Genomic DNA, 24,350 nt, shown 5'->3' on the forward strand with positions numbered 1-24,350 from the left:
GGCGGCTGGCGCGAGCGCAAAAGTGCTCGCGCCAGCCGCCAGCCGTTCTGGAGGGCGCCTATGGTTCATGGACACCAGCGCCCGGCACCCATCGGCCGATTGGCTCACCCGCGGACGGCGGTCAGGTTGCGCCGATACTCGCGCGGGCTTTCCCCGACGAGGCGGCGGAAGCTCTTCTCGAAATGGCTGAGGTCGCCGTAGCCGACGCTCATCGCCACCTCGGTGATCGGCAGCCGGCGCTCGGCGGCCAGCAATTCGCGCGCCTTGTGGATGCGGATGCGGCCGAGCAGACCCTTGAAGGAGGTCTGAAGCTCCGTCCGGAACAGATAGCTGAGGTGGGACGGGCTGACATGCGCCTGCCGGGACAGCTCATCCAGCGTGATCGGGTCGGCGAAGCGCTCGCCCAGGAACAGCAGCGCCTTGCGCAGACCGCCGTGCAGCCGGGCCAGGGCGTCCTGGTCGCGGGTCAGCGCGCAGCGCACCCAGCGGTCGGCGGGTGGCGGAGCCGGAGGAGCCGTCGGCACGGCCTCCGGATGGTCCTCCGGATGAGGGCCGGAGTCCGGCGCCGCCGGCATGGCGCCGCCGACCATCCAGGGGGCGTGGCGGCGCACGTCGCCATGGCGGATCGGCCGGCCACCGGTCATCACCGCCAGCCGGGCGATCACCCGCTCCAGCTCGAACAGGTTCTCCGGCCAGGAATGGGCCTTGCACAGGGCGATCAGCTCGTCGGTCCGCGTCTCGTCGGCACGCCCGCCGTGGCGCTCCAGGGCAGCGAGGACCAGCGGCTCGATGTCCGCCGGGCGGTCGCGTAGCGGCGGCACGGTGGCGCACAGGAAATCCAGCTCGGCGAGCAGCGGGCGGGAGAAGCGCCCCTCCTCCGCCAGCCGCCGCAGATCGGCGGTGGTCGAGGCGATGACCCGCGGGTTCCCCATCCCACTGGCCATACCGGCGGCCGCTCCGCCGGCGGACAGCGTCCAGCCGCCCGGCGCGTCGAGCCATTGGCCGAGTTGGGACGGCATGTGCTGGACGATCTGCCCTTGAAGGGACGGCGTCATCTCGTCGACTCCGCTGAGGAACAGGGTCCCCCCGGCGGCCCGCGCGAACCAGTCGGCGGGCGTTCCCACCGGGTCCGCCCCATTGACCTGGACGAAGGGGCCGTCGCGCCGCGGCCCGCAACCGTGGATCGCCGCGGCGAGCTGCGCCTTCTCCGTTCCGAACTCGCCGGTCAGCAGGACGGGCAGCGCGCTGTGGGCGGCCTGCTCCAGGAAGGCGTCCAGTTCGCGCAGCGCCGGGCTCATGCCGACCATCATCAGGGGACGGCCGAACCGCCGCTCCGCCCAGCGCCGCACCTCGTAGCGCTTGGCGAGATAACCGCACTGGCGGGCAACGTCCTGCAGGATGGGGGCCTCGGGCGCGGCGCCGTCCGGCGCGCGGTCGAGGACCAGCCGCATCTCGCCGACCGGCGCGTCGGCGTAGGTGATAGGCACCACCACCGCCTCCGGGTCGGCCGCGGCCTCGTTGGGATCGCCGTCCGCCGTCCAGCAGAGACGACCGCCCGCCCGGTCCTGGGCGAGCACCAGCGTGCCCATGTCCTGGAGCCACAACGCCCCGCCGCGCAGCGGCGCGCGGTCGACCAGCCGGTCCATCAGCCCGCCGATCAGGTCCGGCAGGCTGCGGAAATCGGCCGAGCCCGGGTGCAGAATCTCGTCCAGCGCGCCACCGACCGACACAGTCATCGCGTCGCCTCCGTGGAAAAACCGTGCCGCGTCTTCCGCGCGCGCCGGACCCTGAAGACGAATGCATGCATCGCGGATCCGCGATGACGGTAATCGGATTGATAGGAGCGAATCATGACCGGAATCTCCTGCCGCCGTTTCAGACAATAGGCTCACAGCCAATCGACGCTTCATGGCGTCAGGGCGTGAAGTCTTCGGCGGACCGGCTTTTTTTCCGGACAAAAGAAAGGGCCGCCCGGCGTCCGGTTCCCCGGAGACGGGCGGCCCGTCAGGCCTCAATCACATTGGGAGACTCAGCGCGACCGGACCAGCGCCACCGGCTTGCGCTCAGCCGCGGGTTCCGGCGCACGCTCCGCCCCCTCGGCGTAGGCGCGGCCGTAGTAGCTGTCGAGCAGGAGCTGCCGGATCTCCGCAACCAGCGGGAAGCGCGGGTTGGCGCCGGTGCACTGGTCATCGAAGGCGGCCTCGGCGATGGCGTCGAGCCGGGCCAGGAACTCCGCCTCCGGCACCCCGGCGGCCTGTATCGAGGCCGGGATGTCCAGCGTCCGCTTCAGCTCCTCCACCCAGGCCACCAGCGTCTCCACCCGCTCATGGTCGCGGCTGCCGCCGAGGCCGAGGTGGCGGGCGATCTCGGCGTAGCGGGCGACGCCCTTGGGCCGGTCGTACTGGCTGAAGGCGGTCTGCTTGGTCGGGATGTCGGCGGCGTTGTAGCGGATGACGTTGGCGATCAGCAGGGCGTTGGCGACGCCGTGCGGCAGGTGGAACTCCGCCCCCAGCTTGTGCGCCATCGAATGGCAGACGCCGAGGAAGGCGTTGGCGAAGGCGATGCCGGCCAGCGTGGCAGCGCTGTGCACCTGCTCGCGCGCCTTGGGGTCCTTGGCGCCGTTGACGTAGGCGGAGGGCAGATGCTCCTTCAGCAGCTTCAGCGCCTGGAGCGCCTGACCGTCGGTGTATTCGTTGGCCAGGACGGAGACGTAGGCCTCCAGCGCGTGGGTCACCGCGTCGATGCCCCCGGCAGCGGTCAGGCCCTTCGGCATGTCCATCACCAGATTGGCGTCGATGATCGCCATGTTGGGCGTCAGTTCATAGTCGGCGATCGGGTACTTGATGCCGGTGCGCTCGTCGGTCACCACGGCGAAGGGCGTGACCTCCGAGCCGGTGCCGGACGTGGTCGGGACGGCGACGAACTGCGCCTTCACGCCCAGCTTGGGGAAGGTGTAGATGCGCTTTCGGATGTCCATGAAGCGCAGGGCCAGATCCTCGAAGGCGACGTCCGGGGCCTCGTACATCACCCACATGATCTTGGCCGCGTCCATCGGCGAGCCGCCGCCCAGCGCCAGGATGACGTCCGGCTGGAAGGCGTTGGCGAGCGCCAGCCCGCGCCGCACCACCGCCAGGGTGGGGTCGGCGGCGACCTCGAAGAAGGTCTCCACCGCAAGGCCCAGACCCTTGAGGATGCGCACGGTCTCGTCGACGTGGCCGTTCTCGAACAGGAAGCGGTCGGTGACGATCAGGCAGCGCTTCTTGCCGCGCATTTCCTCCAGGGCGAAGGGCAGGCAGCCGCGGCGGAAGTAGATCGATTTCGGCAGCTTGTGCCACAGCATGTTCTCGGCCCTCTTCGCCACGGTCTTGCGGTTGATGAGGTGCTGCGGCCCGACATTCTCGGAGATTGAGTTGCCGCCCCAGGAGCCGCAGCCGAGCGTCAGCGACGGCGCCAGACGGAAATTGTAGAGGTCGCCGATGCCGCCCTGCGACGACGGCGTGTTGATCAGGATGCGCGCCGTCTTCATCGCCTGCCCGAAATGGCGGATGCGCTCCGGCTGCTGGTCCTGGTCGGTGTAGAGAGCGGAGGTGTGGCCGATGCCGCCCAGCGCGACCAGCGCCGCCGCCTTGTCGCAGGCGTCCATGAAGTCGCGGGCTCGGTAGAGCGCCAGGGTCGGCGACAGCTTCTCGTGGGCGAAGGGCTCGTCCTCGGTCACCGCCTCGACCTCGGCGATCAGCACCTTGGTGTGATTGGGAACGCTCACCCCGGCCATGGCGGCGATGGCGCCGGCCGACTGGCCGACGATGTCGGCGTTGAGCGCGCCGTTCTTCAGCAGCACCTTGCGCACCGCGTCGGCGTCCGCCGCCGACAGGATGTGGCCGCCATGGTGGGCGAAGCGGTCGCGCACCGCCTCATAGACGGCGTCCACGACGATGGCCGACTGCTCCGACGCGCAGACCACGCCGTTGTCGAAGGTCTTGGACATCAGGATGGAGGCGACGGCCCGCTTGATGTCGGCGAACTCGTCGATCACCGCCGGAGTGTTGCCGGCGCCGACGCCGATCGCCGGCTTGCCCGAGGAATAGGCCGCCTTGACCATGCCCGGCCCGCCGGTCGCCAGGATCAGGTTGATGTCGGGGTGGTGCATCACCGCGTTCGACAGCTCCACCGAGGGCTCGTCGATCCAGCCGATGATGTCCGGCGGTGCGCCGGCCTCCACCGCCGCCTGCAGCACGATCCGCGCGGCCTCGCAGGTCGCCTTGCGGGCGCGGGGGTGCGGCGAGAAGACGATGCCGTTGCGCGTCTTCAGGCTGATCAGCGCCTTGAAGATGGCCGTGGAGGTCGGGTTGGTCGTCGGCACGATGGCGCAGATCAGCCCCACCGGCTCGGCGATCGTCATGATGCCGTATTCCGGATCCTCCTCGAGGATGCCGCAGGTCTTCTCGTCCTTGTACTTGTTGTAGATGTATTCGGAGGCGAAGTGGTTCTTGACGACCTTGTCCTCCATCACGCCCATGCGCGTCTCGGCGACCGCCAGCTTCGCCAGCGGGATGCGCGCGTTGGCCGCGGCCAGGGCGGCGCTGCGGAAGATGCGGTCCACGGTTTCCTGCGGGAAGCCGGCGTAGAGTTTCTGCGCCTCCCGGACGCGGAGGACGAGGTCGTTGAGGTCTGCAAGCGTGGTGACGGGCATATCGTGTCGCCTCTGCGGTTGGCGCGCCGCCGGCCCCTTGAGGCCGGTCCTGGACGACGGGTGCGGGCGGACGGTCACCCTTCAAACACCGGCATCCAGGGCACGCACGGAAAATCGGTCATGCCGGGCGGCTCTCTGGTCCTGTCCGCGCGGCAGGAAAACTATCCCCCAGCCATGGACGAGGGGCCATGACCCAGGTCAAAACTGGTATGACCACTTTCGGGGTAGCGCCACCCCCAACCCGCCCGGCCGGCCCGAAAAAATCTCTTCCCAATGGGTGTCGGATTGCGCTGGACAAGCGCTCCGGTTCTTCATATAAGACGCCCCCGCAAGCAGCGGCGCCCAGGTAGCTCAGTTGGTAGAGCAGGGGACTGAAAATCCCCGTGTCGGCGGTTCGACTCCGTCCCTGGGCACCATTTTCCTCACGATCCTGTTCGAGGAGATGGTGTTCCGGCCATAGTCGCCGCCTCCATACGCTGCGCTCCATTCTCCCATATCTTTGATTCGACCCGGCGCCCTGATGGCGCGCCGCAACCGTCTTTTGCGCAGGCGAAACGCCGGCTCTTCACACCGGCATGCCCAACGGACCACAGCCAGGACGGCGGTCCTTTCGGTCTTGATCGCCGCATGGGAGCGCGCACCTTCCCGGAACTCTCAAAAAGTTGTACATACTCCCATAAGAATCCGTGGGAGGGGTATCCGATGTTCAGCGCCGTTCAGCCGAGTCGCCGCACGTTCCTGGTCGGGGCGGGCCGTTTCGCCGCCGCGTCGGCGCTCACCAGCGTCGCCCCCTTCCCCGCCATCGCAGAGCCGCGCCCCCACCGGATCGCGGCCTCGGCGCTCAAAGACCTGGCCGGGGCCGTCCAGGGCGGCGTCGTGCTGCCCGATGATCCGTTCTTTGGCGACTACGCTCGGCCGAACAACCTGCGTTTCCAGACGCTTCCGACGGCCATCGCGCGCTGTGCGAGCGAAGCGGACGTGCAGGCCTGCGTCGCCTGGGTGAGGAAGCACGGCGCCCGCTTCGCCGTGCGCAGCGGCGGGCACAATTACGCGGGCTTCTCCACCACCCCCGGGCTGCTCATCGACATGACGCCCCTCAGCGCGATCACCGCCCTGCCCGGCGGGGACGGGCTGGTCAAGGTGGAGGGCGGTGCCCTGAACGGGATGGTCTATCAGGCGCTCGAACGGCTGAACCGCACCGTCACCCACGGGCGCTGCACGACCGTGGGGGCGGCGGGGTTCCTGCTGGGCGGCGGCATCGGCTTCAACATGCGCATGTTCGGCATGGGGTCGGATCTGCTGCAGGCCACAAGCATCGTCACGGCGGACGGCGCGCTGCACGCCGACATCCAGAACAGCGGCGAGGGCAGCGACCTGTTCTGGGCCTGCCGCGGCGGTGCCGGCGGGAATTTCGGGATCAACACGTCCTTCACCCTGCGCACCTTCCCGGTGGAGACGGTCACCTTCTTCGACATCACCTGGACCACGGATGTGGGCGAGGTCCTTTACACCCTGCTGACGCGTCTGGCGGACGCGCCGCCGGAGTTCGGCAGCAAGATCAACGTCACCAAACCGGCGCGCGGCAGCGGCGATCCGCGGCTCACCGTCTCCATCCTCGGCCAGTTGCACAAATGCGGCACGACGGTCGAGGCGATCCTCGGCCCGGTCCTTGAAAAAGCGTCGAAGACGCGGATCGACCGCGACATCGCCTACTGGCCGGCGCAGGACCTGCTGAGCGAATTCACCTACCCCTACTTCTATCAGGAGAAGTCCTCCTACATGAGGGCGGTGGACATCACGCCCGAGGCCGTCGCCGCCATGATCCGGCTCGCCGAGCGCATGCCGGGCACCAGCATGGCCAACGCCTTCAAATTCTTCCAGGTCGGGGGCACGATCAACGCCATGGCGGCGGACGCCACCGCCTACGTCCACCGCGGCTACGACTGGCTGTTCTCCTCCGAAGTGAACTGGTGGAACCGGAAGGACCCGAAGTCCCTGGTGGACGAAAATCTGGCGTGGCAGGAGCGGTTCTACGCTACGGCCAACGCGACCACCAGGGCGGTGGGCGCCTTCCAGAACTTCCCCGACCCGTCCCTGAAGGACTGGTCATCGGCCTATTACGGCGGCAATTACGCCCGGCTGCGGCGGGTGAAGAGCGCCTACGACAAGGCCGATCTCTTCACCTACCAGCAGGGCATCAAGCCGTTGTGACGGCGCCGCCGATCGCTCTTTGGCGCCGCCATCCGCCCTTCGGCGGATAATCCGGGCGCCAAAGCCCCCGCTCGCCTGTTATCGTAGCGGGAAGCCTCTCGCGCCACGGGGTCCGGGCATGGAAGAAAAGCTGATCGCCTACATCGGCCGGCTGAAGGAGCAGATCGCCACCCTGCGCTCCGCCGACTTCACCACCCCGGAGGAACGGGTGTCCTGCGAGGCGGTGGCCGACAGCCTGGAGCTGGTCGTGCGCGAGTTGACGGACCTCATCGAGATTCGCTGACCGGCGTCCCGACGCTTTCAAAAAAACCGGCGCGCTCCAGCGTGACGGGCATCGCGTTGGGCGGCCACAGCGTGTCCGGGGCGAGGCCAAGCCAGCGGCACAGGGCATGCCACGTGCCGGCGTGCGCCACCACCAGCGGCGGCCGCCCGTCCGCCGGAACCGGCACGCCGTCCAGCGCGGCGGCGACGCGGGCCTGGAAGGCGGTGAGGCTTTCACCGCCCGGCACCTCCTCGCGCAGGAGATCGCCCGGCACGGCGCCGCCTTCCAGATCGCCCCAGCGCCGCTCCTCCAGACCGGGAACGACGGTTACTGGAAGACCCAGCGCCGCGCCGATGACGCCGGCGGTCTCCAGCGCGCGCCGCTGCGGGCTGGAGTGAATGGCGGCGACCGGAGCCCCCTGGGCGGCCAGCGCCGCGGCGGCGGCGTGGGCCTGCGCCCACCCGCGCTCGGTCAGCGACACGTCCCGCGATCCGGCCAGCCAGCCGCCGACGTTGCTCTCCGTCTCGCCATGACGGCAGAAGACGAGACGGTTCAGCATGGCGAGGCCACCGACAGCGCGCCCGTCAGGTCGCCGAAGCGCTCCAGGATGCCGTCGTGGGGAAGGCTGTCGAGCGGCACCCGCGCGTAGCCGTAGCGCAGCACCAGCACCCGCGCCACCCCGGCGGCGCGGGCGGCGGCCACGTCATGCTCGTTGTCGCCGACGAAGACGGTCTCCTCCGGCCGGACATCCATCAGGGCGAGCAGGCCGAGCACCGGCTCCGGCGAGGGCTTGCGGGTGGGGAAGCTGTCCCCGCCGACCACCGCCGTGAAGCGGTCGGCGATGCCGAGGTCGGCGAGCAGCCGCCGGGTCGCCGCCATCGGCTTGTTGGTGCACACCCCGAGTTTCAGCCCGGCCGCCGACAGCGCCGTCAGCGTCGCCGCGACGCCGGGATAGAGCGCGCTGTGGGCGCTTGGATCGGCCTCGTAGATGGCCAGGAAGCGGCGGGTGTGGGCTGCCGTTTCCTCCGCTCCGGGCAGGCCGCCGGTGGCGATCAGGACCCGCTCCACCAGCTTGGCCACGCCGTCGCCGATGAAGGAGCGCACCGCCGGCAGATCGACCGGCGGGCGGCCCAACTCGGCGAGCAGGGCGTTGGAGGCGTGCATCAGGTCGGCGGCGCTGTCCACCAGCGTGCCGTCGAGATCGAAGGCGACGGCACGCAAGGGGGTGCGGTTGGGAAGGCTGGTCACCGGGGTGCGACTCCTATCGGCGCAGGAAGCGGGCCTTGTCGGCCGCGAGGTCGAGGGTGATCGGGGTGTCGGTCGGCAGCAGCGCGTCGCCGGCCTGGTGCGGGGCGTCAACCTGCACCTGCTGCCCCCCGATGTCCACCGCGTAGCGGATCGAGGCGCCGAGGAACTCGCGGTGCCGCACCACGCCCACCAGCCGGACATGGCCCGCGCGCGGCGCCTCGCCGTCCTGGCGCCCATCCTCTTGGTGGATGAACAGGTTCTGCGGCCGGAACATCAGCTTGCCCTCGGCCCCCGGCTCCACGCCGCGCGGCAGCGGGATCGCCACGCCACCGCCCGTGACGAAGACCGTCCCGCCGTCCACGGCGCGCACCTGCCCTTCCAGCACGTTGGCGGTGCCGAGGAAGCCGGCGACGAACAGGTTGGCCGGGTGGTCGTACAGCTCCTGCGGGGTGCCGACCTGCTGGACGATGCCGTCCTCCATCACCGCGATGCGGTCGCAGATGGTGTTGGCCTCCTCCTGGTCGTGGGTGACGAAGATGGTGGTCAGTCCCAGCTTGCGCTGCAGGCTCAGCAGCTCCTGGCGCATCTGCACGCGCAGCTTGGCGTCGAGGTTCGACAGCGGCTCGTCCAGCAGCAGCACCTTCGGCTCGATCACGATGGTGCGGGCGAGCGCGACGCGTTGCTGCTGGCCACCGGACAGCTGCGACGGCCGGCGGTCGGCCAGATGCTTCAACCCGACGAGGTCGAGCGCCGCGTCCACCCGCCGCTCGATCTCGGCGCGCGGCACGCGCCGCTCCTCCAGCCCGAAGGCGACGTTGCGGCGCACCGTCATGTGCGGCCACAGCGCGTAGCTCTGGAACACCATGCCGACGTCGCGCTTGTGCGCCGGCAGGCCCGAGATGTCGCGCCCGCCGATCGTCACCGCCCCGCGCTGCGCCGTGTTGAAGCCGGCGATCAGCCGCAGCAGCGTGGTCTTGCCGCAGCCCGACGGGCCGAGGAAGGCGAAGAACTCGCCCGGCTTGATGTCGAGATGGATGTCCTTCAGCACGCGGTGGCTGCCGTAGGACAGGTCCACGCCGTCGATGCGGACGCCGACGCTCTCCATCCCGGCGGCCAGGGAGGTGGGGGAGAATTGATGGTTCATGGTGGCGGTTCCCCTCAATGGTCCTGGCCGCGCTCGCGCCGGCCCCGCTCGATGATGACGTGCGACAGGTAGGTGCCCAGCCCGACGATGACGACGGCGAAGACGCCCAGCGCCGCCCCGGGACCGCGCCCGGCCGCCGACTGCATGTAGACGTAGAGGCCATAGGCCAGCGGCGCGTCGCTCTGCGAATGGACCAGCATGATGGTCGCCGACAGCTCGACCGCCGCGGTGGCGAAGCTGGTGACGAAGCCGGCCAGGATGCCGCCGGACATCAGCGGCACGACCACCCGGCTGATGGTGCGCAGCTTGGTGGCGCCCAGATTTTCGGCCGCCTCCTCCAGCGAGTTGCTGACCTGCTGCAGGGCCGCGGTGCAGGCGCGCAGCGCGTAGGGCAGGCGGCGGATCGCCAGCGCGAAGACCAGGATCAGCCAGAAGCCGGATAGCGGCTGCCCGGTGAAGGGCATGGGCACGTCGTAGAAGCTGCGCAGATAGCCGATGCCCAGCACCACGCCCGGCACCGCCAGCGCCGCCATGGCGATGTAGTCCAGCCATTGCCGGCCCGGCAGCTTGCTGCGCAGCACCAGATAGGCGATGGCCGTGCCGATCACCACGTCGAGCAGTGCGGCCAGCGAGGCGTAGAGCAGCGTGTTGGTGATGTACTGGCCGCTCTCCAGGAAGACCGTCCCGTAATGCTTCATGGTGAAGGCGTCGGGGAACGGGCTGAAGGACCAGATCGTCGCGAAGGACAGCAGCGTCAGGCCGATGTGCGGCGCCAGCACCAGCACCAGGATCAGCAGCACGACGGCGTAGGCCGCCACCAGCTCCAGCGGCTTCATGCGCCGTCGCGCCAGACCGCCGCCGCCGCGCTGGACGGTCGCGTAGTCCTTGCCCTTCATCGCCAGCGCCGACACCCAGAGGGCGAGCAGAGAGCAGACGATCAGCACCACCGAGATCACGTAGCCCATCGGGTCGGCGATGCCGATGGAGGAGATGCGCAGGTAGGCCTGCGGCGCCAGCATGTCGTTGACGTTGAGCAGCAGCGGCGTGCCGAGGTCGTCGAACACCTTGATGAAGACCAGCGACGCGCCGGCGACGTAGCCCGGCATGGCCAGCGGGAAGACGATGCGGCGGAACAGCCGGAAGCCGTGGCAACCGAGGTTCTGCGCCGATTCCTCCATCGCCCGGTCGATGTTCTTCAGGCTGGCCGACAGGTTGATGAGGATGAACGGGAAATAGTGGATGCTCTGCACGAAGATGACGCCGTTCAGCCCCTCCATGAACGGGATGGAGATGCCGAAATGGTCGCGCAGCAGCAGGTTGACCGTGCCGTTGCGCCCGAACAGGAGCTGCATCGCCACGGCGCCGATGAAGGGCGGCATGATCAGCGGGATGATGCCCAGGCTCTGGATCAGCACCGCTCCGCGGAACTCGAACCGCGTCGTCAGATAGGCCAGCGGCAGGGCCAGCGCGCTCGCCACCACCACCGACATGGCGGAGACGTAGAAGGAGTTCCAGAAGGACCGCATGAACAGGTCGTTCTGGAAGAAGTCGGCGAAGTTGATCAGGGTGAAGGACCCGGTCGTCTTGTCCTGGAAGGCGACGAAGATGACCTGGACGACCGGCACGACGAGGAACAGCAGCAGGAACAGCGCGATCAGCACAGCCGCCACCGCCGGCCCCGGCCGCACGCGCGCGATGCTTTCGCGCGTGAGCGCAAGAGACGTCATGGTTCAGCCCAATGGTATCGGGGGAGAAGGCGGGGAGGGACGCCCGCGCGGGGCGCCCCTCCCGTCACGCTCGGGTCAGCGGGCCAGCGCCAGGGCCTCTTCGGCCTTCTTGCGGGCGGCGGCGTAGTTGTCCTTGGCGAAGGCGGCCCACTTCTGCTCGACCTGGGCCTGACGCTCCGGCACGGCGTCGGTGGCGCTCTTGCGCTCCACCGTGAAGGCGCCGGCGAGCTGCGGGTCGGCGGCCTCCTGGGCGGTCACCGGCATGGCGGCGACGAGGTCGCGCGCCTCGGCCAGCAGCGCCTTGGCCTTGTCGTTGGGCTTCTTGGCCATCGCGGCGTCGGCCTGATGGATGGCGCGGGTCGCCGCCTTCAGCCCGTCGAGCTGGAAGGTGATGAGCTGGTCGAACAGCGCGTCCACCACGTTGTAGCGGGCCTGCGACACCTCGACGTCGAAGTTCACCTGCGAGCCCAGCGAGGTGTCCTTGAACGGGTTCGGGTAGTCGGCCGGGGCCTTGGCGTAGGTGGCCGGGTTGACCGGCAGGCGGCGGATGGCCGGCTGCAGCAGCACCTCCTGGCCCTGCGGCGACAGGATGAAGTCGACGAAGGTCTCGGCGGCGGCCTTGTTGGGGGCGTTCTTCACGATGCCGATGTTGGCCGGCACGATGGTGGTGACCGTCGGATAGACGAACTCCACCGGGAAACCCGAGGCCTGGGACGACAGCGCGAAGAAGTCGATCACGATGCCGATGCCGAAGCTGCCGGAGTTCACGCCGTCCGGCACGCCGAAGCTGCGCTCGGTGATGGTGCGGTAGTTGCCGGCGATCTCCTTGTTGGTCCGCCAGCCCTTCTCCCAGCCCTCGCCCTGGAGGATGGTCTCGATGGTCAGGTGCGTGGTGCCGGAGCGCGACGGGGCGGAGATGGCGACGTGGTCGTAATAGACCGGCTTGGCGAGGTCCGACCACTCCTTGGGGGCCGGCAGCTCGTTGGCCTTCATGTAGCGGCTGTTCCACATGATGCCGTAGCCCGAGGCGGCGAAGCCGGCGTACATGCCCTCCGGATCGTTGATCGGGTAGGCGCCGACCTTCTCCGGAATGCCCTCGACCTTCGGCTTGTAGGCTTGCAGCAGCTTGGCGCCCTTCAGGACCTCGAAGGCGTCAGGGGCGGAAGCCCAGAACAGGTCGGTGCCGTTGTTCGACGCCGTTTCCTGGAGATACTTCACGCCCGCGTTGGTGTTGCGGTTCAGAACCTCCAGCGTGACCTTCGGGTAAGCCTTCTGGAAGGCCTGCTGGAAGGCGCTGGTCAGGTCCTTCGGGAAGGAGGTGACGACGACCAGCTTGCCCGACGGGTCCTGGGCGAAGGCGGCGGTGCTGGAAGCGAGCAGGACGGCCAGGGCGGCCGCGACGCCGTGCAGCGTGCGAGACATAGGTATGGTTCCTCCCAGTGTTTTTCTGCGCGCTCTTTCAGCAATCCGCGTGCCAGACCGTTCGCAGGCGAATTCACTGGGGTCGCGCCGGAAAGATGGGTAAAGCCGGTAACATCGGGTGCGTGCGATGGGTAACGGCGGGAACAGGGCGGTCCAATTCCAGGGCGTCCCCGGACTCCATCCCGGATCGGAGGTCCTTCCCGCCCGCAAGCGAAGCCTGACGACGAGTCCCAGCGACGAAGAAGGCGACTCTCCGGCCAAAAGCGTTACCGCTTCTCAAAGTACCCAACCTCTCCTTGAATGGGTTGGTCCGGCGCATCGGTAACTGAGAAAAGTATTTAAAACAAAAAAAGCTTGCGAAAACCCCGCAAGCCGCTGATTGAAAACAAAACAACTCGCCAACGCATTTAAAACACGATCGTATTCCTTAAAATATTGTCCCTTATGGAGCAAATTTGAACACCTTGACCACTGATCATGATTGCTATTTCACTTGACGACCTCCCTATCAATCGATGCGCGCACAGAATGAACTTTTGAAGGAATCGCCATGTCATGGCTCCATTCGATCGTCAACCAATCCCCGGAAATCGCGTTATTTCTCTCCCTGGCCGGCGGCTATTGGATCGGCAAATTTCAATTCGGTAAATTTCAGCTTGGCGGCGTCGCCGGATCATTGCTGGTCGCCGTGGTGATCAGCCAGATTGGCGTCTCGGTCGACAACGGCGTCAAAGCGGTTCTGTTTGCTTTGTTCATTTACGCGGTCGGCTTTGAAAGCGGACCGAAGTTCTTTCAATCGCTGGGGCGACAGTCGATCCGCGAAATCGTCCTGGCGGCGGTGCTGGCGGTCAGCGGTCTGGTCACCGTCGTGATCATGGCCCGCCTGACCGGCCTCGACAAAGGTCTGGCGGCGGGCATCGCGTCCGGCGGGCTGACCCAGTCGGCCATCATCGGCACGGCCAGCTCGGCCATCGGCAAACTCGGGCTGCCGGCGGAGGAGGTGCAGCGCCTCCAGGGCAACGTCGCGGTCGGCTACGCCGTCACCTACATCTTCGGGTCGTTCGGTGCCATCCTGGTCTGCGTCAACCTGCTGCCCTGGATCATGAAGCGCGGCATCCGCGACGACGCCATCAAGGCGGAAACCGCGATGCTGGCCGGCGCCCATTTTCTGGCGCGGGGCGAGGAATACGCCATGCCGCCCCTGGTCGGGCGCCTCTACCGCATCGAGCGGGCGGCGGGACGGACGGTGGCGCAGATCGAGGCGGACTCCGCCGACGGTCCGGTCAGCGTGGAGCGGGTGAAGCGCAACAACGCGCTGATCGGGATGCAGCCGGACCTGCGGCTGGAGGCCGGGGACGTCGTGCTGCTGGTCGGGAGGCGGTCCGGGGTCGTCGGTCTTGCCGACACGCTCGGCCCGGAGCTTCAGTCCTCGCAGGGCATGGACCTCATCATGCTGGTGCGCGATGTCGCCATCACCAACCCCGCCTTCGTGCACCGCACCGTCGCCGAAATCCGCAAGCTGTCCTCGGCCAACCTGTACCACGGCGTCTATGTGACCGGCCTCAAGCGGAGCGACCGGCCGCTGCCGCTCGCCCCCGACACGGTGATCGAGGCCGGCGACGTCGTCACGCTCTACGGCACCGCCGAGGACGTGCAGCGCGTCGCCACGTCGGTGGGGACGGAGGTCATCGCGAGCGACAAGACCGACTTCATCTACCACGGGCTGGGCCTGGCGCTGGGCCTGCTCGTCGGCCTCGCCGTCATCCGCATCGGCGACATCCCGCTGACGCTGGGCAGCGGCGGCGGCGCCCTGCTGGCCGGGCTGCTGTTCGGCTGGTACCGCACCCGCAACCTCGCCATCGGCAACATGCCGACACCGGCCTCCACGCTGCTGCGCGACCTGGGTCTGGCCGGCTTCGTCGCCGTGGTCGGCCTGCAATCGGGCCGGCAGGCGGTCAGCACCGTGATCGAGAGCGGGCTGAGCATCTTCCTGGTCGGCGTGGTCGTGACGCTGGTGCCGATGATCATCACCCTGTTCGTCGGCCGCTATCTGCTGCGCTACGACAACGCGGCCATCTTCGCCGGCGCGCTCGCCGGATCGCGGAGCGCCAACCCCGCCTTCGGTGAGGTGCTCGACAAGGCGGGCAACTCGATCCCGACCGTACCCTTCGCCATCACCTACGCGCTGGCGAACGTCTTCCTCACCCTGCTGGGGCCGCTGGTGGTGGCCTTCGTGTAATCCAGACGAGGAGTTCCCCTGATGGACTCGATCGATTACAGCCGATACGCGAAGCTCAGTCCCTTCGAACTGAAGGACGAACTGATCAAGCTCGCCTCCGGCCGCGAGAACCGGCTGATGCTGAACGCGGGGCGCGGCAACCCGAACTTCCTGGCGACCCTGCCGCGCCGCGCCTTCTTCCGGCTGGGCCTGTTCGCCGTCGCCGAGGCCGAGCTGTCCTTCTCCTACATGCCGAACGGCGTCGGCGGCCTGCCGCGGATCGAGGGCATCGAGGGCCGGTTCGAACGCTACGTCTCGGAGCATCGCGACCAGGAGGGGGTCGTCTTTCTCGGCCGCGCGCTGAGCTACGTGCGCGACCAGCTCGGCCTGTCGGGCTCCGGCTTCCTGCACGAGATGGTGGAGGGGGTGCTGGGGGCGAACTACCCGGTGCCGCCGCGCATGCTGGCGATCAGCGAGGACGTGGTCCGGCACTATCTGGTGAAGGAGATGGTCGGCGGCTTCCTGCCGCCCGGCAGCGTCGATCTGTTCGCGGTCGAGGGCGGCACCGCGGCGATGACCTACATCTTCAACACGATGAAGCAGAACGGGCTGGTCGAGCGGGGCGACAAGGTGGCCATCGGCCTGCCCGTCTTCACCCCCTACATCGAGATCCCGGAACTCGACGAGTACGGGCTGACCGAGGTCGCCATCAACGCCGACCCGGCCAGCCATTGGCAGTACCCGGACGCCGAGCTGGACAAGCTGAAGGACCCGGCGGTCAAGGTGTTTTTCTGCGTCAACCCCAGCAACCCGCCCTCGGTCAAGATGGACGACCGCAGCCTCGACCGCATCGCCGCCATCGTGAAGAACGAGCGGAAGGACCTGATCATCCTGACCGACGATGTCTACGGCACCTTCGCCGACGATTTCCGGTCGCTGTTCGCCGTCTGCCCCGAGAACACCATGCTGGTCTATTCCTTCTCGAAGTATTTCGGGGCGACGGGATGGCGGCTGGGTGTCATCGCCACCCACAAGACGAACGTCTGCGACCAGCGGATCGCCGGCCTGCCGGAGGAGCGCAAGGCGGCGCTGGACCGCCGTTACGGCTCGCTGGTCCCGGACGTGCGCGCCCTGCGCTTCATCGACCGGCTGGTCGCCGACAGCCGCACCGTGGCGCTGAACCACACCGCCGGGCTGTCCACGCCGCAGCAGGTGCAGATGGTGCTGTTCTCGCTGTTCGCCCTGATGGACGAGCAGGACGGCTACAAGGCCGAGCTGAAGAAGGTCATCCGCCGGCGCGAGGCCGCCCTGTACCGCGAGCTGGGCCTGCCGACGCTGTCCGACCCGAACGCGGTGGACTACTACACACTCCTCGACCTGGAGGACATCGCGCTGAAGCTCTACGGCCCGGACTACGCGGCCTGGGTGAAGGCGAACTTCGTTCCGAACGATCTGCTGTTCCGCATCGCCGCGGAGACCGGCATCGTCCTGCTGCCCGGCAAAGGCTTCGGCACCCTGCAACCGGCCGCCCGCGTCTCGCTGGCCAATCTGAACGAGTACGAGTACGCGGCGATCGGGCGCTCGCTGCGCGGAATGGCCGACCAGTCCCACGAGGAGTTCAAGAGGCAGCGGCAGGGCGGGAACGCGCCGGACGGCGGGACAAAGCCCAACTGACGCTCTCCGCTCTCATTCCTCGGTGAAGTCGCCGCGCTGAAGGCCGTGGTGGCGCATCTTCAGGTACAGGGTCTTGCGGGTGATGCCCAGCTTGTCCGCCGTCTCGCCGACCCGCCCACCGCAGCGGGCCAGCGCATCCTCGACGAGTTGCTTTTCGATGCGGTCCATCTGCTCGGCCAGGGGCTCGATCCCGCCGCCCCCTGCCCCGGTCACCGGTCCACCCGCCAGACCGTCACCCAGGCCCAGGGCTATGCGCTCGGCGACGTTGCGCAGCTCGCGGACGTTGCCCGGCCAGCCGTGGGCGGCCAGACGGGCCAGCGCCGCCGCATCCACCGGCGGCGCCGGACGGCGGGCACGGGCCGCGGCAGCGTCGAGGAAATGGCGCAGCAGCAGCGGCACGTCCTCGCGCCGCTCGCGCAGGGGTGGCAGCGGCACGGTCACCACGTTCAGGCGGTAGTAGAGATCCTCGCGGAACTTGCCCTCCCCGGCCAGCCGCAGCAGGTCGACCTTGGTGGCGGCAACCACGCGCAGATCGAGCGGGATCGGCCGGTTGCCGCCGACCCGCTCGATCACCCGCTCCTGCAGCACGCGCAGCAGCTTGACTTGGAGATGCATCGGCATGCTCTCGATCTCGTCGAGGAACAACGTGCCGCCGTCGGCGTGCTCCAGCTTGCCGATGCGCCGGCCCTGCGCGCCGGTGAAGGCGCCGGGCTCGTGGCCGAACAGCTCGCTCTCGATGATGGTGTCGGGCAGAGCGCCGCAGTTCAGGGCGACGAAGTTTCCGGCCCGCCGCCGCCCGGCGTCGTGCAGGCTGCGGGCGATCAGCTCCTTGCCGGTTCCGGTCTCGCCGAACAGCAGGACGTCCACCTCGGCGTCGGCCAGCCCGGCCACGGCGGCGCGCAGCCGCTCGATGGCGGCGGACCGGCCGATGATGCGCGCCTCCAGCGAGCCGCCGCCGCCGGCGAGCTGCGCCCGCAGGCTGCGGTTCTCCAGCACCAGCCGCCGGTGCTCCAGCGCGCGGCGCACCACCTCCACGAGGTGGCCGGGCTCGGCCGGCTTCTCAATGAAGTCGTAGGCGCCGCCGCGCACCGCGCGCATCGCCATGGCGATGTCGCCGTGCCCGGTCACCAGCACCACCGGCACCTCCGGGTCGGCGGCGCGCACCCGCTCCAGCAGGGCGAAGCCGTCCATCCCAGGCATGCGCACGTCGGTCACCACCACGCCCGGCCAGGACGGCCCGAGCCGGTCCAGGGCGTCTTCGGGCCGGGTCGTCGCCTCCACCGCGAAGCCTTCCAGCTCCAGCGTCTGGCGGCTGGCGTCCAGCACCTCGTGGTCGTCGTCGATCAGCAGAACGGTCATGCGGTGTCGCTCAGGCACGGGTCAAGGTCAGCAGGAAGGCGGTTCCGCCGGGGCCGCTCTCGGCCACCGACAGGGCACCGCCGAAGTCCCGCACGATGTTGTAGGAGATCGAGAGGCCGAGGCCCAGCCCGGCGCCCACCGGCTTGGTCGTGAAGAAGGGGTCGAACACCTGCCCGGCCACCGCGTCGGGGATCCCGGCGCCGCTGTCGCGCACCGTGATGCGGACGGTGTCGCCCGCCGTCTCCGCGGCGATGGCGATGCGGCGCCGGGGCGCGCCGGCCACGGCGTCCAGCGCGTTGCTCAGCAGGTTGACCAGCACCTGCTCCAGCCGAACCTCCTCGGCGCGCACACGCAGCGGCACACCGTCTTCCGGCAGCTCCACCACCAGCTCCACGGACTCCTCGCGCAGCCGGTCGCCGAACAGGGAAAGCGCGCCCTGCACCACCGGCGCCAGCTCCACCGCGCCCAGCCGGGTGTCGGGACGGCGGGCAAAGCGCTTCAGATGGTTGGTGATGTTGGCCATGCGGGCGGTCAGGTCGGCGATCTTGCCGAGGTTGCCCTCCGCCTCCGCGACCCGTCCGAGCGCGATCAGCTTGCGCCCGTTGTGGGCGTAGGAGCGGATGGCCGACAGCGGCTGGTTCAGCTCGTGCCCCACCCCGGCGGCGAGCTGGCCTAACGCCGCCAGCTTGCCGGCCTGCACCAGCTCCGCCTGGGTGTCGCGCAGGTCGCGCTCGGCGCGCTGGTGCTCGGCGATGGACCGCTCCAGCCGCGCGTTGGTGGTCCGCAGGTCGGCGGTGCGCTCCGCCACCGTGCGTTCCAAAAGCTGCTGCGCCTCCACCCGCTCGGTCATGTCGGTCAGGGTGACGATGAAGCGCTGCTGCTGGCGCCGCCGGAAGGGGCGGATGCCCACCTGGACCGGCACCGGACGGCCGGACGGCCGCCGCCCGGCGGTCAGAATGGACAGGGACGGCGCCGCATCGTCCGGCGCCGCGCGGGCCTCGCGGAAAAAATCTTCCACGCGCCGCGCGCCGGCGGGCTCCAGCCGGTCGGCCAGACGTCCATCCGCCCCGCCCTCCGGCGCGGCGATCAGGGCGGCGGCCAGCGGGTTGACGAATTCGATCACCCCGTCGGCGTCGGTGGTCGCCAGCCCGGCCTGGGCGTTGTCGATGATGGCCTGGGCGTTGGCCTCCTCCACCGCGATGGCGGTGTCGCGGAAGACCAGCAGGGCCGCGGCCATCTGCGACAGCTCGTCGTTGCCGCCCAGCGGAATGTCCGCCTTCAGGTTGCCGGCGGCGATCTCGTGCGCCGCGCTGCCCAGCCGTGTCAGGCGCGAGATGATGCTGCGGTTGACGTACAGCCAGGCCACCAGCACCGCCACCAGCAGGCTGACCAGCGCGCTCGCCAGCAGGGCCGACCGTCCCTCGGCGATGGCCTGGGCCGACCGCGCCGCGGCGGCGCGCGAGGTGGTTTCCACCGACTGCACCTGCTGGGCGATCAGCCCGTTCAGCCGGGCCACCAGCGTCCGGTTCTCGGCCAGCAGGCCCTGCCCCTGGTCGGCCGCGGCCAGCTCTGCGCGGCGCAGCTCCGGGACGCTGCCGTCACCGCGGGCCAGCTCCAGCAGGCGGGCGACCAGCTGCGCCAGCGACACGCCGTCCGCCCAGTCGTCCAGGGTCGCCAGATCGCGTTGCAGCCGGTCGGCCGTCTCCTCCAGGAAGCCCGCGTTGTCGTCCAGCGCCTCGGTGGTGGCGAGAGTCGCGGCCCGCGCGATCAGCCCGACCGCGAGGTTGCCGTTCGCCCCGATCTGCAGCACCGCCTCGCTGCGCCGGCTTTCCGCGCGCAGGGTGCGGACGGCCTCGGCGGAGCGGGTGCCGGCCTCGACGAGGTCGAGCGCGCTCTGGATGTTGAAGCGGGCGTCGGTGACCAGCGGCTCGATCTCGTCGAGAAAGTCGGCGTGCAGCCAGCGCAGCCGCTCGATGCCCTCCTGGTTGCGGCGGGCCAGGGCCAGCCGGTGCCGCACGGTGGCGTCGAGGTCGGTCAGGTTGCGGCCGAGCGCGTCCACCAGCGGCCGCAGCCCAGGGACGCCGCGCTCCCCTTCCGCCGCCAGCGCGCGCAGCGCGGCGAGCCGGCGGCCCAGCGCGTCGCGGATGGCCCCCAGCTCCGGTTCCGTCTGGGCGTTGGCGAGGATCGGTGCGGTGGCGATGATGCTGCCGCCCTCCTCCGCCAGGCGCGCGGCGAGGCCCAGGGCGGGGAGATGGCTCTCGGCGAACTCGTCCAGCGTGCCGCCCAGCCGGTCGTAGGACAGCCAGCCCAGCCCGCAGGCGACCACCGACAACAACGCCACCGCGACGAAGGCCAGCAGCAGCCGTGCCCGGATGCCGAACCGCACGGGACCGGGACCCCGCCCGGCGACGGCCTCCGCGCTCACGGCCAGACCCCTTCGCCGCTGGCCACGCGCAGGATGATCAGCGCGCGCTCGGCCAGGGCCAGCGCCTCGTCCAGCCGCTGCCGGGAGAAGGCCCGCCACGCCGCCTCCAGCTCCGCCTGCCGGCTGGACACGGGAAGCCCGCGCGCCGGGCGGCGCAGCGCCATGGAGAAGGCCGGGTCGGCGGCCTCCACGGCGGAGACCGGGACGGCGGTGGCCGCCGCCCGCGCGGCGCGCAGCAGGTCGGCCGCCACCGGCTCGTGGGCGGCGGCGCCATAGAGGGCGGCCAAGCGCGCCTCCCCCTCGTGGATCAGCTGCCAGACCCGGTTCAGCGTCTTGACCCGGAAGGTCACCAGCTCGTCGAACAGCAGGTTCACCAGCTCGTAGCGGGCGCCGGACAGGGCGCGGTCGAACAGGAACAGGTCGTCCCCGGTCTCCGTCCGGTAGGGGTCGGGATAGCCGGCGGGGGCCGCCGCGTAGGCGTCGGGCCGCACCGGCAGCCGCTGGATGTCCGGGCGCACCAGCAGCGCCTGACCGGCCGGCGACAGCAGGAAGTCGATGAAGGCCCCGGCCCCCTCCGGGTTCGGCGCGCCGCGCAGCAGCGCCACGCTGGCGGGAAGGAACAGGCTGTCGGCGGGATAGGCGAAGCGCAGGTCCTCCTCGTCCGACCCGGCGGTTTGCCCAAGGAAGTCGATGCTCAACCCGACGCCGAAGCGACCCTTGGCGACGCCGTCGACCACGCCGTAGCTGCGCGCCGTCACCGTGGCAAGGTTGCCGGCGATCTCCAGCCACGTCGCCCAACCCCGCTCCCACCCCTGCATCTGCAGCACGGTCTCGACCATCAGATGCATGGTGCCCGACCGCGACGGGGCGGTGATGCCGAGATGCCGGGCGTAGGCGGGGTGGCGCAGGTCCTCCCACCGCTTGGGCGCCGGCAGGCCGTGGCGGTCCAGATAGCGCTGGTTCCACAGCAGCCCGTAGCCCGACAGCGCGAAGCCGAGATAGGCGCCGTCCGGATCGTTGATCGGCTGGTTCCCGACCGTCGGCGGCGCCCCTGTCGGACGCGGGGCGAGCGGCTGCAGACGCTTGGCCGCCTTCAGCACCTCGAAGGCGTCGGGGGCGGACGCCCAGAAGACGTCCACCCCATCGTCGCTCCGCTCCTGCAACTGGCTGATCGCGGCGGTGGTCTTGGTGTTGACGATGCGCAGGCGCCAGTCCGGATGCGTGGCCTCGAACGCCTCGCGCACCGGCTCGTAGAAGCCGGATGGGAAAGAGGTCAGCACCGTGACGGCGGTGCGGGTCTCCCGCCCGGCCGCGCTTTCCGGCGACAGGACGGGAAGCAGCAGAAGAGCGGCAAGGAGACGCTTGGCGAAGGCACGCAATCCGGTCATGGCGGGGGACACTGTGCGGCGGCCTCCGTCCGTTTGTCCAACGGTTCCGTCACATCATCCCGTGCCGTGGGGCGGCCGGCCCGCCCTCACGCCGGCTCCCCTCACGCCGGCTCCCCTCACGCCGGCTCGTAGAAGCGCGCCAGTTCGGAGGCCGGGACCGGGCGCCCGATCAGATAGCCCTGGAGCTGGTTGCAGGACTCGTTCTTCAGCAGGGTCCGCTGCTCCTCCGTCTCCACGCCCTCCGCCGTGACGGCGATGTCCAGGCTCTTGGCGAGCGCCAGGATGGTGCGGATGATCGACAGGGACTCGCGGTTCTCCGCCATCAGCTGGACGAAGGAGCGGTCGATCTTCAGCTTGTCGAACGTGAATTTCTGCAGGTAGCTGAGGCTGGAATAGCCCGTGCCGAAATCGTCGAGCGCGATGCGGACCCCGGCGGTCTTCAGCGCGGTCAGCGCGGCCAGGGCGCGCTCGGTGTCGTCGATCATCACCCCCTCGGTCACCTCGATCTCCAGCCGGTGCGGCGCCATCCCCTCCTCCTCCAGGATGCCGAGGATGGTGGCCGGCAGGTCGGAATGGCGGAACTGGACCGGCGACAGGTTGACCGCCACCTTGACCGGATCGGGCCAGTTCCGGGCGTCCCGGCAGGCGGTGCGCAGAACGAACTCGCCGAGCTGCATGACCAGCCCGCTCTCCTCGGCGAGCGGCACGAACTCCGACGGCGGGATCATGCCGCGATCCGGGTGCTTCCAGCGCACCAGCGCCTCGAACCCCAGGACACTGTGGGTCCGGCAATCCTCCAGCGGCTGGTAATGGACGCTGAGCGCGCCGTCGCTCAGCGCTTGGCGCAGGTCGCGCTCCAGGCCGCGGCGGGCCTGCAGACGCTCGTCCATTTCCGCCTCGAAGAAGCGGAAGGTGTTCCGCCCCTCCGACTTGGCGCGGTAGAGGGCGGTGTCGGCGTGCTGGAGCAGCGCTTCCGCCCCGCCGCCGTCCTGGGGGAACAGGGCGATGCCGACGCTCGCCCCGACCACCATGCGCTGGCCGTCCAGCTCGGCGGGCAGGCCCAGCGTCTTGACCAGCCGGTCGGCCAGGGCCAAAGCCTCGCCCGGCTGGGCGATGCGGTGCAGCACGGCGAACTCGTCGCCGCTCAGCCGCGCCACCGTGTCGTGGCTGGGCACCGCCTCCAGCATGCGGCGCGCCATCTCCTGCAGCAGCCGGTCGCCCGCCGGGTGGCCCAGCAGGTCGTTCACCGCCTTGAAGCGGTCGAGATCCAGATAGAGCACCGCCACCCCGGTGCGCGCCCGCCCCGCGCTGGTCAGCGCGCCGTTCAGCCGGTCGAGGAACAGGGAGCGGTTGGGCAGGCCGGTCAGCAGGTCATGGTTGGCCATGTGGCGGATGCGCTCCTCCGCCCGCTTGCGCTCGCGGATGTCGCGGACGGCGACAACGCGGGCGGGACGGCCCTCGTGCGTGATGTCCTGCCCGTGCGCCTCGACCATCACCAGCGTGCCGTCGTCGTGCAGCAGGTCCAGTTCCACCCGCTCGGAGGTCGGGTGGGTCAGCTTGCGCTCGATGTCGGAGCGGCGGTTCTGCACCACGAAGCGCAGCATGGACCGGCCGATGAAATCCGCCTGCGGCTTGCCCAGCAGCTCCGCCATGGCACGGTTGACGTCGAGGACCACCCCGTCGCGGTGGATCACGATGCCTTCCGTCGTGGCGTCGGCGAGCTGGCGGAACCGTTCCTCGCTGGCGCGCAGACGGGCCGCCTCGTGCGCCGTGCGCGCGGCCAGCCGCTGGTCCACGATGGCCCCGGCGAGGCCCAGAGCCATCACCACCGTGGCCGTGACCGCAATGGCGACCGCCAGCAGGCCCGGTTCCATGATCTGGTCGGACAGGTCGTGCAGCGGGTCGGGGAACAGCGTGACGCCGGCCATGCCGGTGAAATGCAGCCCGCAGATGCCCAGCGCCAGCAGGACGGCGCCGGCCGCCAGTCCCTTCAGCGACCCGATGCGCAGGGCGGCGGTGAAGCCCGCCCCGGCGAGCAGGACGCCCAGCCCCAGCGACACCGCGACGTAGGCCGGGTCGTAATGCAGGTTGGCCGGCACCTGGAGCGCCGCCATGCCGGTGAAATGCATGGCGGTCGCCGCCGCCCCGGCGATGGCGCCGCCCAGCGGGGCGGCCAGCCGCCCGCCGCCGATGGCGTGGCGGATGCCCACCGCGGCGCCGCCGATGGCGATCAGGCTCGACAGGACGGTCAGCCCGACGTCGTAGCCCATGGGCAGGCTTGTCCGGAAGGCCAGCATGGCGATGAAATGGGTCGCCCAGACGCCGCCGCCGGTCGCGGTCGCCGCCCCGGCCAGCCAGCCCCGGCGCGCCCGCCCCACCGCCGCCGCGGCGCGGCGGGCGAGGTTCAGGGACACCCAGGCGCCGAATCCACAGACCGCCCCCGCCAGCAGCACAAGCCACAGATCGTGCTGCTGGGTTATGCAGGCATACACACGCATCATCCGGCGTTCATCCCGTTCCGGCGGCTCGGTGCCGCTTGATCCGAATTACCTTATTCTTTTGGTACGTTAATAATCCTTTTT

At 69.6% G+C, this 24,350-nt stretch carries 15 protein-coding genes and 1 tRNA gene; 5 read left to right on the top strand and 11 right to left on the bottom strand.

Annotated elements, in window-relative coordinates:
* Nucleotides 1–104: 104 nt before the first annotated feature.
* Both FBZ83_RS24555 and adhE read right to left on the bottom strand, forming a co-directional pair.
* A complete protein-coding gene (locus FBZ83_RS24555) occupies nucleotides 105–1,736 on the bottom strand; it encodes an AraC family transcriptional regulator (protein WP_211101695.1) in 1,632 nt (543 codons plus the stop codon).
* A gap of 293 nt (nucleotides 1,737–2,029) precedes the next feature.
* Complete coding sequence (gene adhE, locus FBZ83_RS24560) at nucleotides 2,030–4,690, bottom strand: bifunctional acetaldehyde-CoA/alcohol dehydrogenase (RefSeq protein ID WP_145689335.1); 2,661 nt, start codon at nucleotides 4,688–4,690, stop codon at nucleotides 2,030–2,032.
* Between the two features lie 340 nt (nucleotides 4,691–5,030).
* Between adhE and FBZ83_RS24565 the strand changes: the two genes are divergently transcribed.
* The 3 genes from FBZ83_RS24565 to FBZ83_RS31550 all read left to right on the top strand — a co-directional run bounded on the left by FBZ83_RS24565 (nucleotide 5,031) and on the right by FBZ83_RS31550 (nucleotide 7,184).
* Nucleotides 5,031–5,106: transfer RNA gene (locus FBZ83_RS24565), tRNA-Phe, on the top strand.
* A 286-nt stretch (nucleotides 5,107–5,392) separates the two neighbouring features.
* The gene (locus FBZ83_RS24570) at nucleotides 5,393–6,901 is read left to right on the top strand and encodes an FAD-binding oxidoreductase (protein ID WP_145689336.1); all 1,509 of its coding nucleotides are present in this window, start codon (nucleotides 5,393–5,395) and stop codon (nucleotides 6,899–6,901) included.
* 118 nt (nucleotides 6,902–7,019) lie between these two features.
* Entirely contained in the window at nucleotides 7,020–7,184 is a 165-nt protein-coding gene (locus tag FBZ83_RS31550) for a hypothetical protein (RefSeq protein ID WP_014199676.1), read from the top strand.
* On the opposite strand, the gene FBZ83_RS24575 is transcribed toward FBZ83_RS31550, so the two are convergent.
* The 5 genes from FBZ83_RS24575 to FBZ83_RS24595 form a co-directional block, all read right to left on the bottom strand.
* Nucleotides 7,168–7,722: a histidine phosphatase family protein gene (locus FBZ83_RS24575; protein ID WP_145689337.1), complete on the bottom strand. Its 555-nt coding sequence runs from the start codon at nucleotides 7,720–7,722 to the stop codon at nucleotides 7,168–7,170. The two genes, FBZ83_RS31550 and FBZ83_RS24575, sit on opposite strands and share 17 nt — an antisense overlap.
* The gene (gene gph / locus FBZ83_RS24580) at nucleotides 7,716–8,411 is read right to left on the bottom strand and encodes a phosphoglycolate phosphatase (protein WP_145689338.1); all 696 of its coding nucleotides are present in this window, start codon (nucleotides 8,409–8,411) and stop codon (nucleotides 7,716–7,718) included. Before gph ends, FBZ83_RS24575 begins: the two co-directional genes overlap by 7 nt.
* A 13-nt stretch (nucleotides 8,412–8,424) precedes the next feature.
* Nucleotides 8,425–9,555, bottom strand: a complete 1,131-nt coding sequence (locus tag FBZ83_RS24585; protein ID WP_247888458.1) for an ABC transporter ATP-binding protein — start codon at nucleotides 9,553–9,555, stop codon at nucleotides 8,425–8,427.
* A gap of 14 nt (nucleotides 9,556–9,569) precedes the next feature.
* Entirely contained in the window at nucleotides 9,570–11,282 is a 1,713-nt protein-coding gene (locus tag FBZ83_RS24590; protein ID WP_137118134.1) for an ABC transporter permease, read from the bottom strand.
* 75 nt (nucleotides 11,283–11,357) lie between these two features.
* Nucleotides 11,358–12,704, bottom strand: coding sequence for an ABC transporter substrate-binding protein (locus FBZ83_RS24595; protein WP_145689340.1), 1,347 nt, complete (start codon nucleotides 12,702–12,704; stop codon nucleotides 11,358–11,360).
* 550 nt (nucleotides 12,705–13,254) lie between these two features.
* On the opposite strand from FBZ83_RS24595, the gene aspT reads away from it, so the two are divergent.
* Together aspT and FBZ83_RS24605 are read left to right on the top strand one after the other, a co-directional pair.
* A complete protein-coding gene (gene aspT / locus FBZ83_RS24600) occupies nucleotides 13,255–14,943 on the top strand; it encodes an aspartate-alanine antiporter (RefSeq protein ID WP_145689341.1) in 1,689 nt (562 codons plus the stop codon).
* A gap of 21 nt (nucleotides 14,944–14,964) precedes the next feature.
* The gene (locus FBZ83_RS24605; protein ID WP_145689342.1) at nucleotides 14,965–16,596 is read left to right on the top strand and encodes a bifunctional aspartate transaminase/aspartate 4-decarboxylase; all 1,632 of its coding nucleotides are present in this window, start codon (nucleotides 14,965–14,967) and stop codon (nucleotides 16,594–16,596) included.
* Between the two features lie 12 nt (nucleotides 16,597–16,608).
* Here FBZ83_RS24605 and FBZ83_RS24610 read toward each other — a convergent pair whose 3' ends face one another.
* The 4 genes from FBZ83_RS24610 to FBZ83_RS24625 all read right to left on the bottom strand — a co-directional run bounded on the left by FBZ83_RS24610 (nucleotide 16,609) and on the right by FBZ83_RS24625 (nucleotide 24,269).
* Entirely contained in the window at nucleotides 16,609–17,955 is a 1,347-nt protein-coding gene (locus FBZ83_RS24610; protein ID WP_145689343.1) for a sigma-54-dependent transcriptional regulator, read from the bottom strand.
* A 10-nt stretch (nucleotides 17,956–17,965) separates the two neighbouring features.
* Nucleotides 17,966–20,380 (bottom strand): ATP-binding protein, encoded by a 2,415-nt coding sequence (locus FBZ83_RS24615; protein WP_145689344.1) that lies wholly within the window; start codon nucleotides 20,378–20,380, stop codon nucleotides 17,966–17,968.
* A complete protein-coding gene (locus FBZ83_RS24620) occupies nucleotides 20,377–21,768 on the bottom strand; it encodes an ABC transporter substrate-binding protein (RefSeq protein WP_145689345.1) in 1,392 nt (463 codons plus the stop codon). The genes FBZ83_RS24615 and FBZ83_RS24620 overlap by 4 nt, the downstream gene beginning before the upstream one ends.
* Nucleotides 21,769–21,884: 116 nt before the next feature.
* Nucleotides 21,885–24,269 (bottom strand): bifunctional diguanylate cyclase/phosphodiesterase, encoded by a 2,385-nt coding sequence (locus FBZ83_RS24625; RefSeq protein WP_145689346.1) that lies wholly within the window; start codon nucleotides 24,267–24,269, stop codon nucleotides 21,885–21,887.
* Nucleotides 24,270–24,350 lie beyond the last annotated feature (81 nt).

It is taken from the genome of Azospirillum brasilense, assembly GCF_007827815.1.
Classification (GTDB): Bacteria; Pseudomonadota; Alphaproteobacteria; order Azospirillales; family Azospirillaceae; genus Azospirillum; species Azospirillum brasilense_C.

Coding starts and splice junctions, on each gene's coding strand:
- FBZ83_RS24590 (WP_137118134.1), bottom strand. CDS start 11,282: ATGACGTCTCTTGCGCTCACGCGCGAAAGCATCGCGCGCGTGCGGCCG.
- FBZ83_RS24625 (WP_145689346.1), bottom strand. CDS start 24,269: ATGATGCGTGTGTATGCCTGCATAACCCAGCAGCACGATCTGTGGCTT.
- FBZ83_RS24595 (WP_145689340.1), bottom strand. CDS start 12,704: ATGTCTCGCACGCTGCACGGCGTCGCGGCCGCCCTGGCCGTCCTGCTC.
- FBZ83_RS24570 (WP_145689336.1), top strand. CDS start 5,393: ATGTTCAGCGCCGTTCAGCCGAGTCGCCGCACGTTCCTGGTCGGGGCG.
- FBZ83_RS24605 (WP_145689342.1), top strand. CDS start 14,965: ATGGACTCGATCGATTACAGCCGATACGCGAAGCTCAGTCCCTTCGAA.
- FBZ83_RS24610 (WP_145689343.1), bottom strand. CDS start 17,955: ATGACCGTTCTGCTGATCGACGACGACCACGAGGTGCTGGACGCCAGC.
- adhE (WP_145689335.1), bottom strand. CDS start 4,690: ATGCCCGTCACCACGCTTGCAGACCTCAACGACCTCGTCCTCCGCGTC.
- FBZ83_RS24555 (WP_211101695.1), bottom strand. CDS start 1,736: ATGACTGTGTCGGTCGGTGGCGCGCTGGACGAGATTCTGCACCCGGGC.
- FBZ83_RS24620 (WP_145689345.1), bottom strand. CDS start 21,768: ATGACCGGATTGCGTGCCTTCGCCAAGCGTCTCCTTGCCGCTCTTCTG.
- FBZ83_RS24585 (WP_247888458.1), bottom strand. CDS start 9,555: ATGAACCATCAATTCTCCCCCACCTCCCTGGCCGCCGGGATGGAGAGC.
- aspT (WP_145689341.1), top strand. CDS start 13,255: ATGTCATGGCTCCATTCGATCGTCAACCAATCCCCGGAAATCGCGTTA.
- FBZ83_RS31550 (WP_014199676.1), top strand. CDS start 7,020: ATGGAAGAAAAGCTGATCGCCTACATCGGCCGGCTGAAGGAGCAGATC.
- FBZ83_RS24575 (WP_145689337.1), bottom strand. CDS start 7,722: ATGCTGAACCGTCTCGTCTTCTGCCGTCATGGCGAGACGGAGAGCAAC.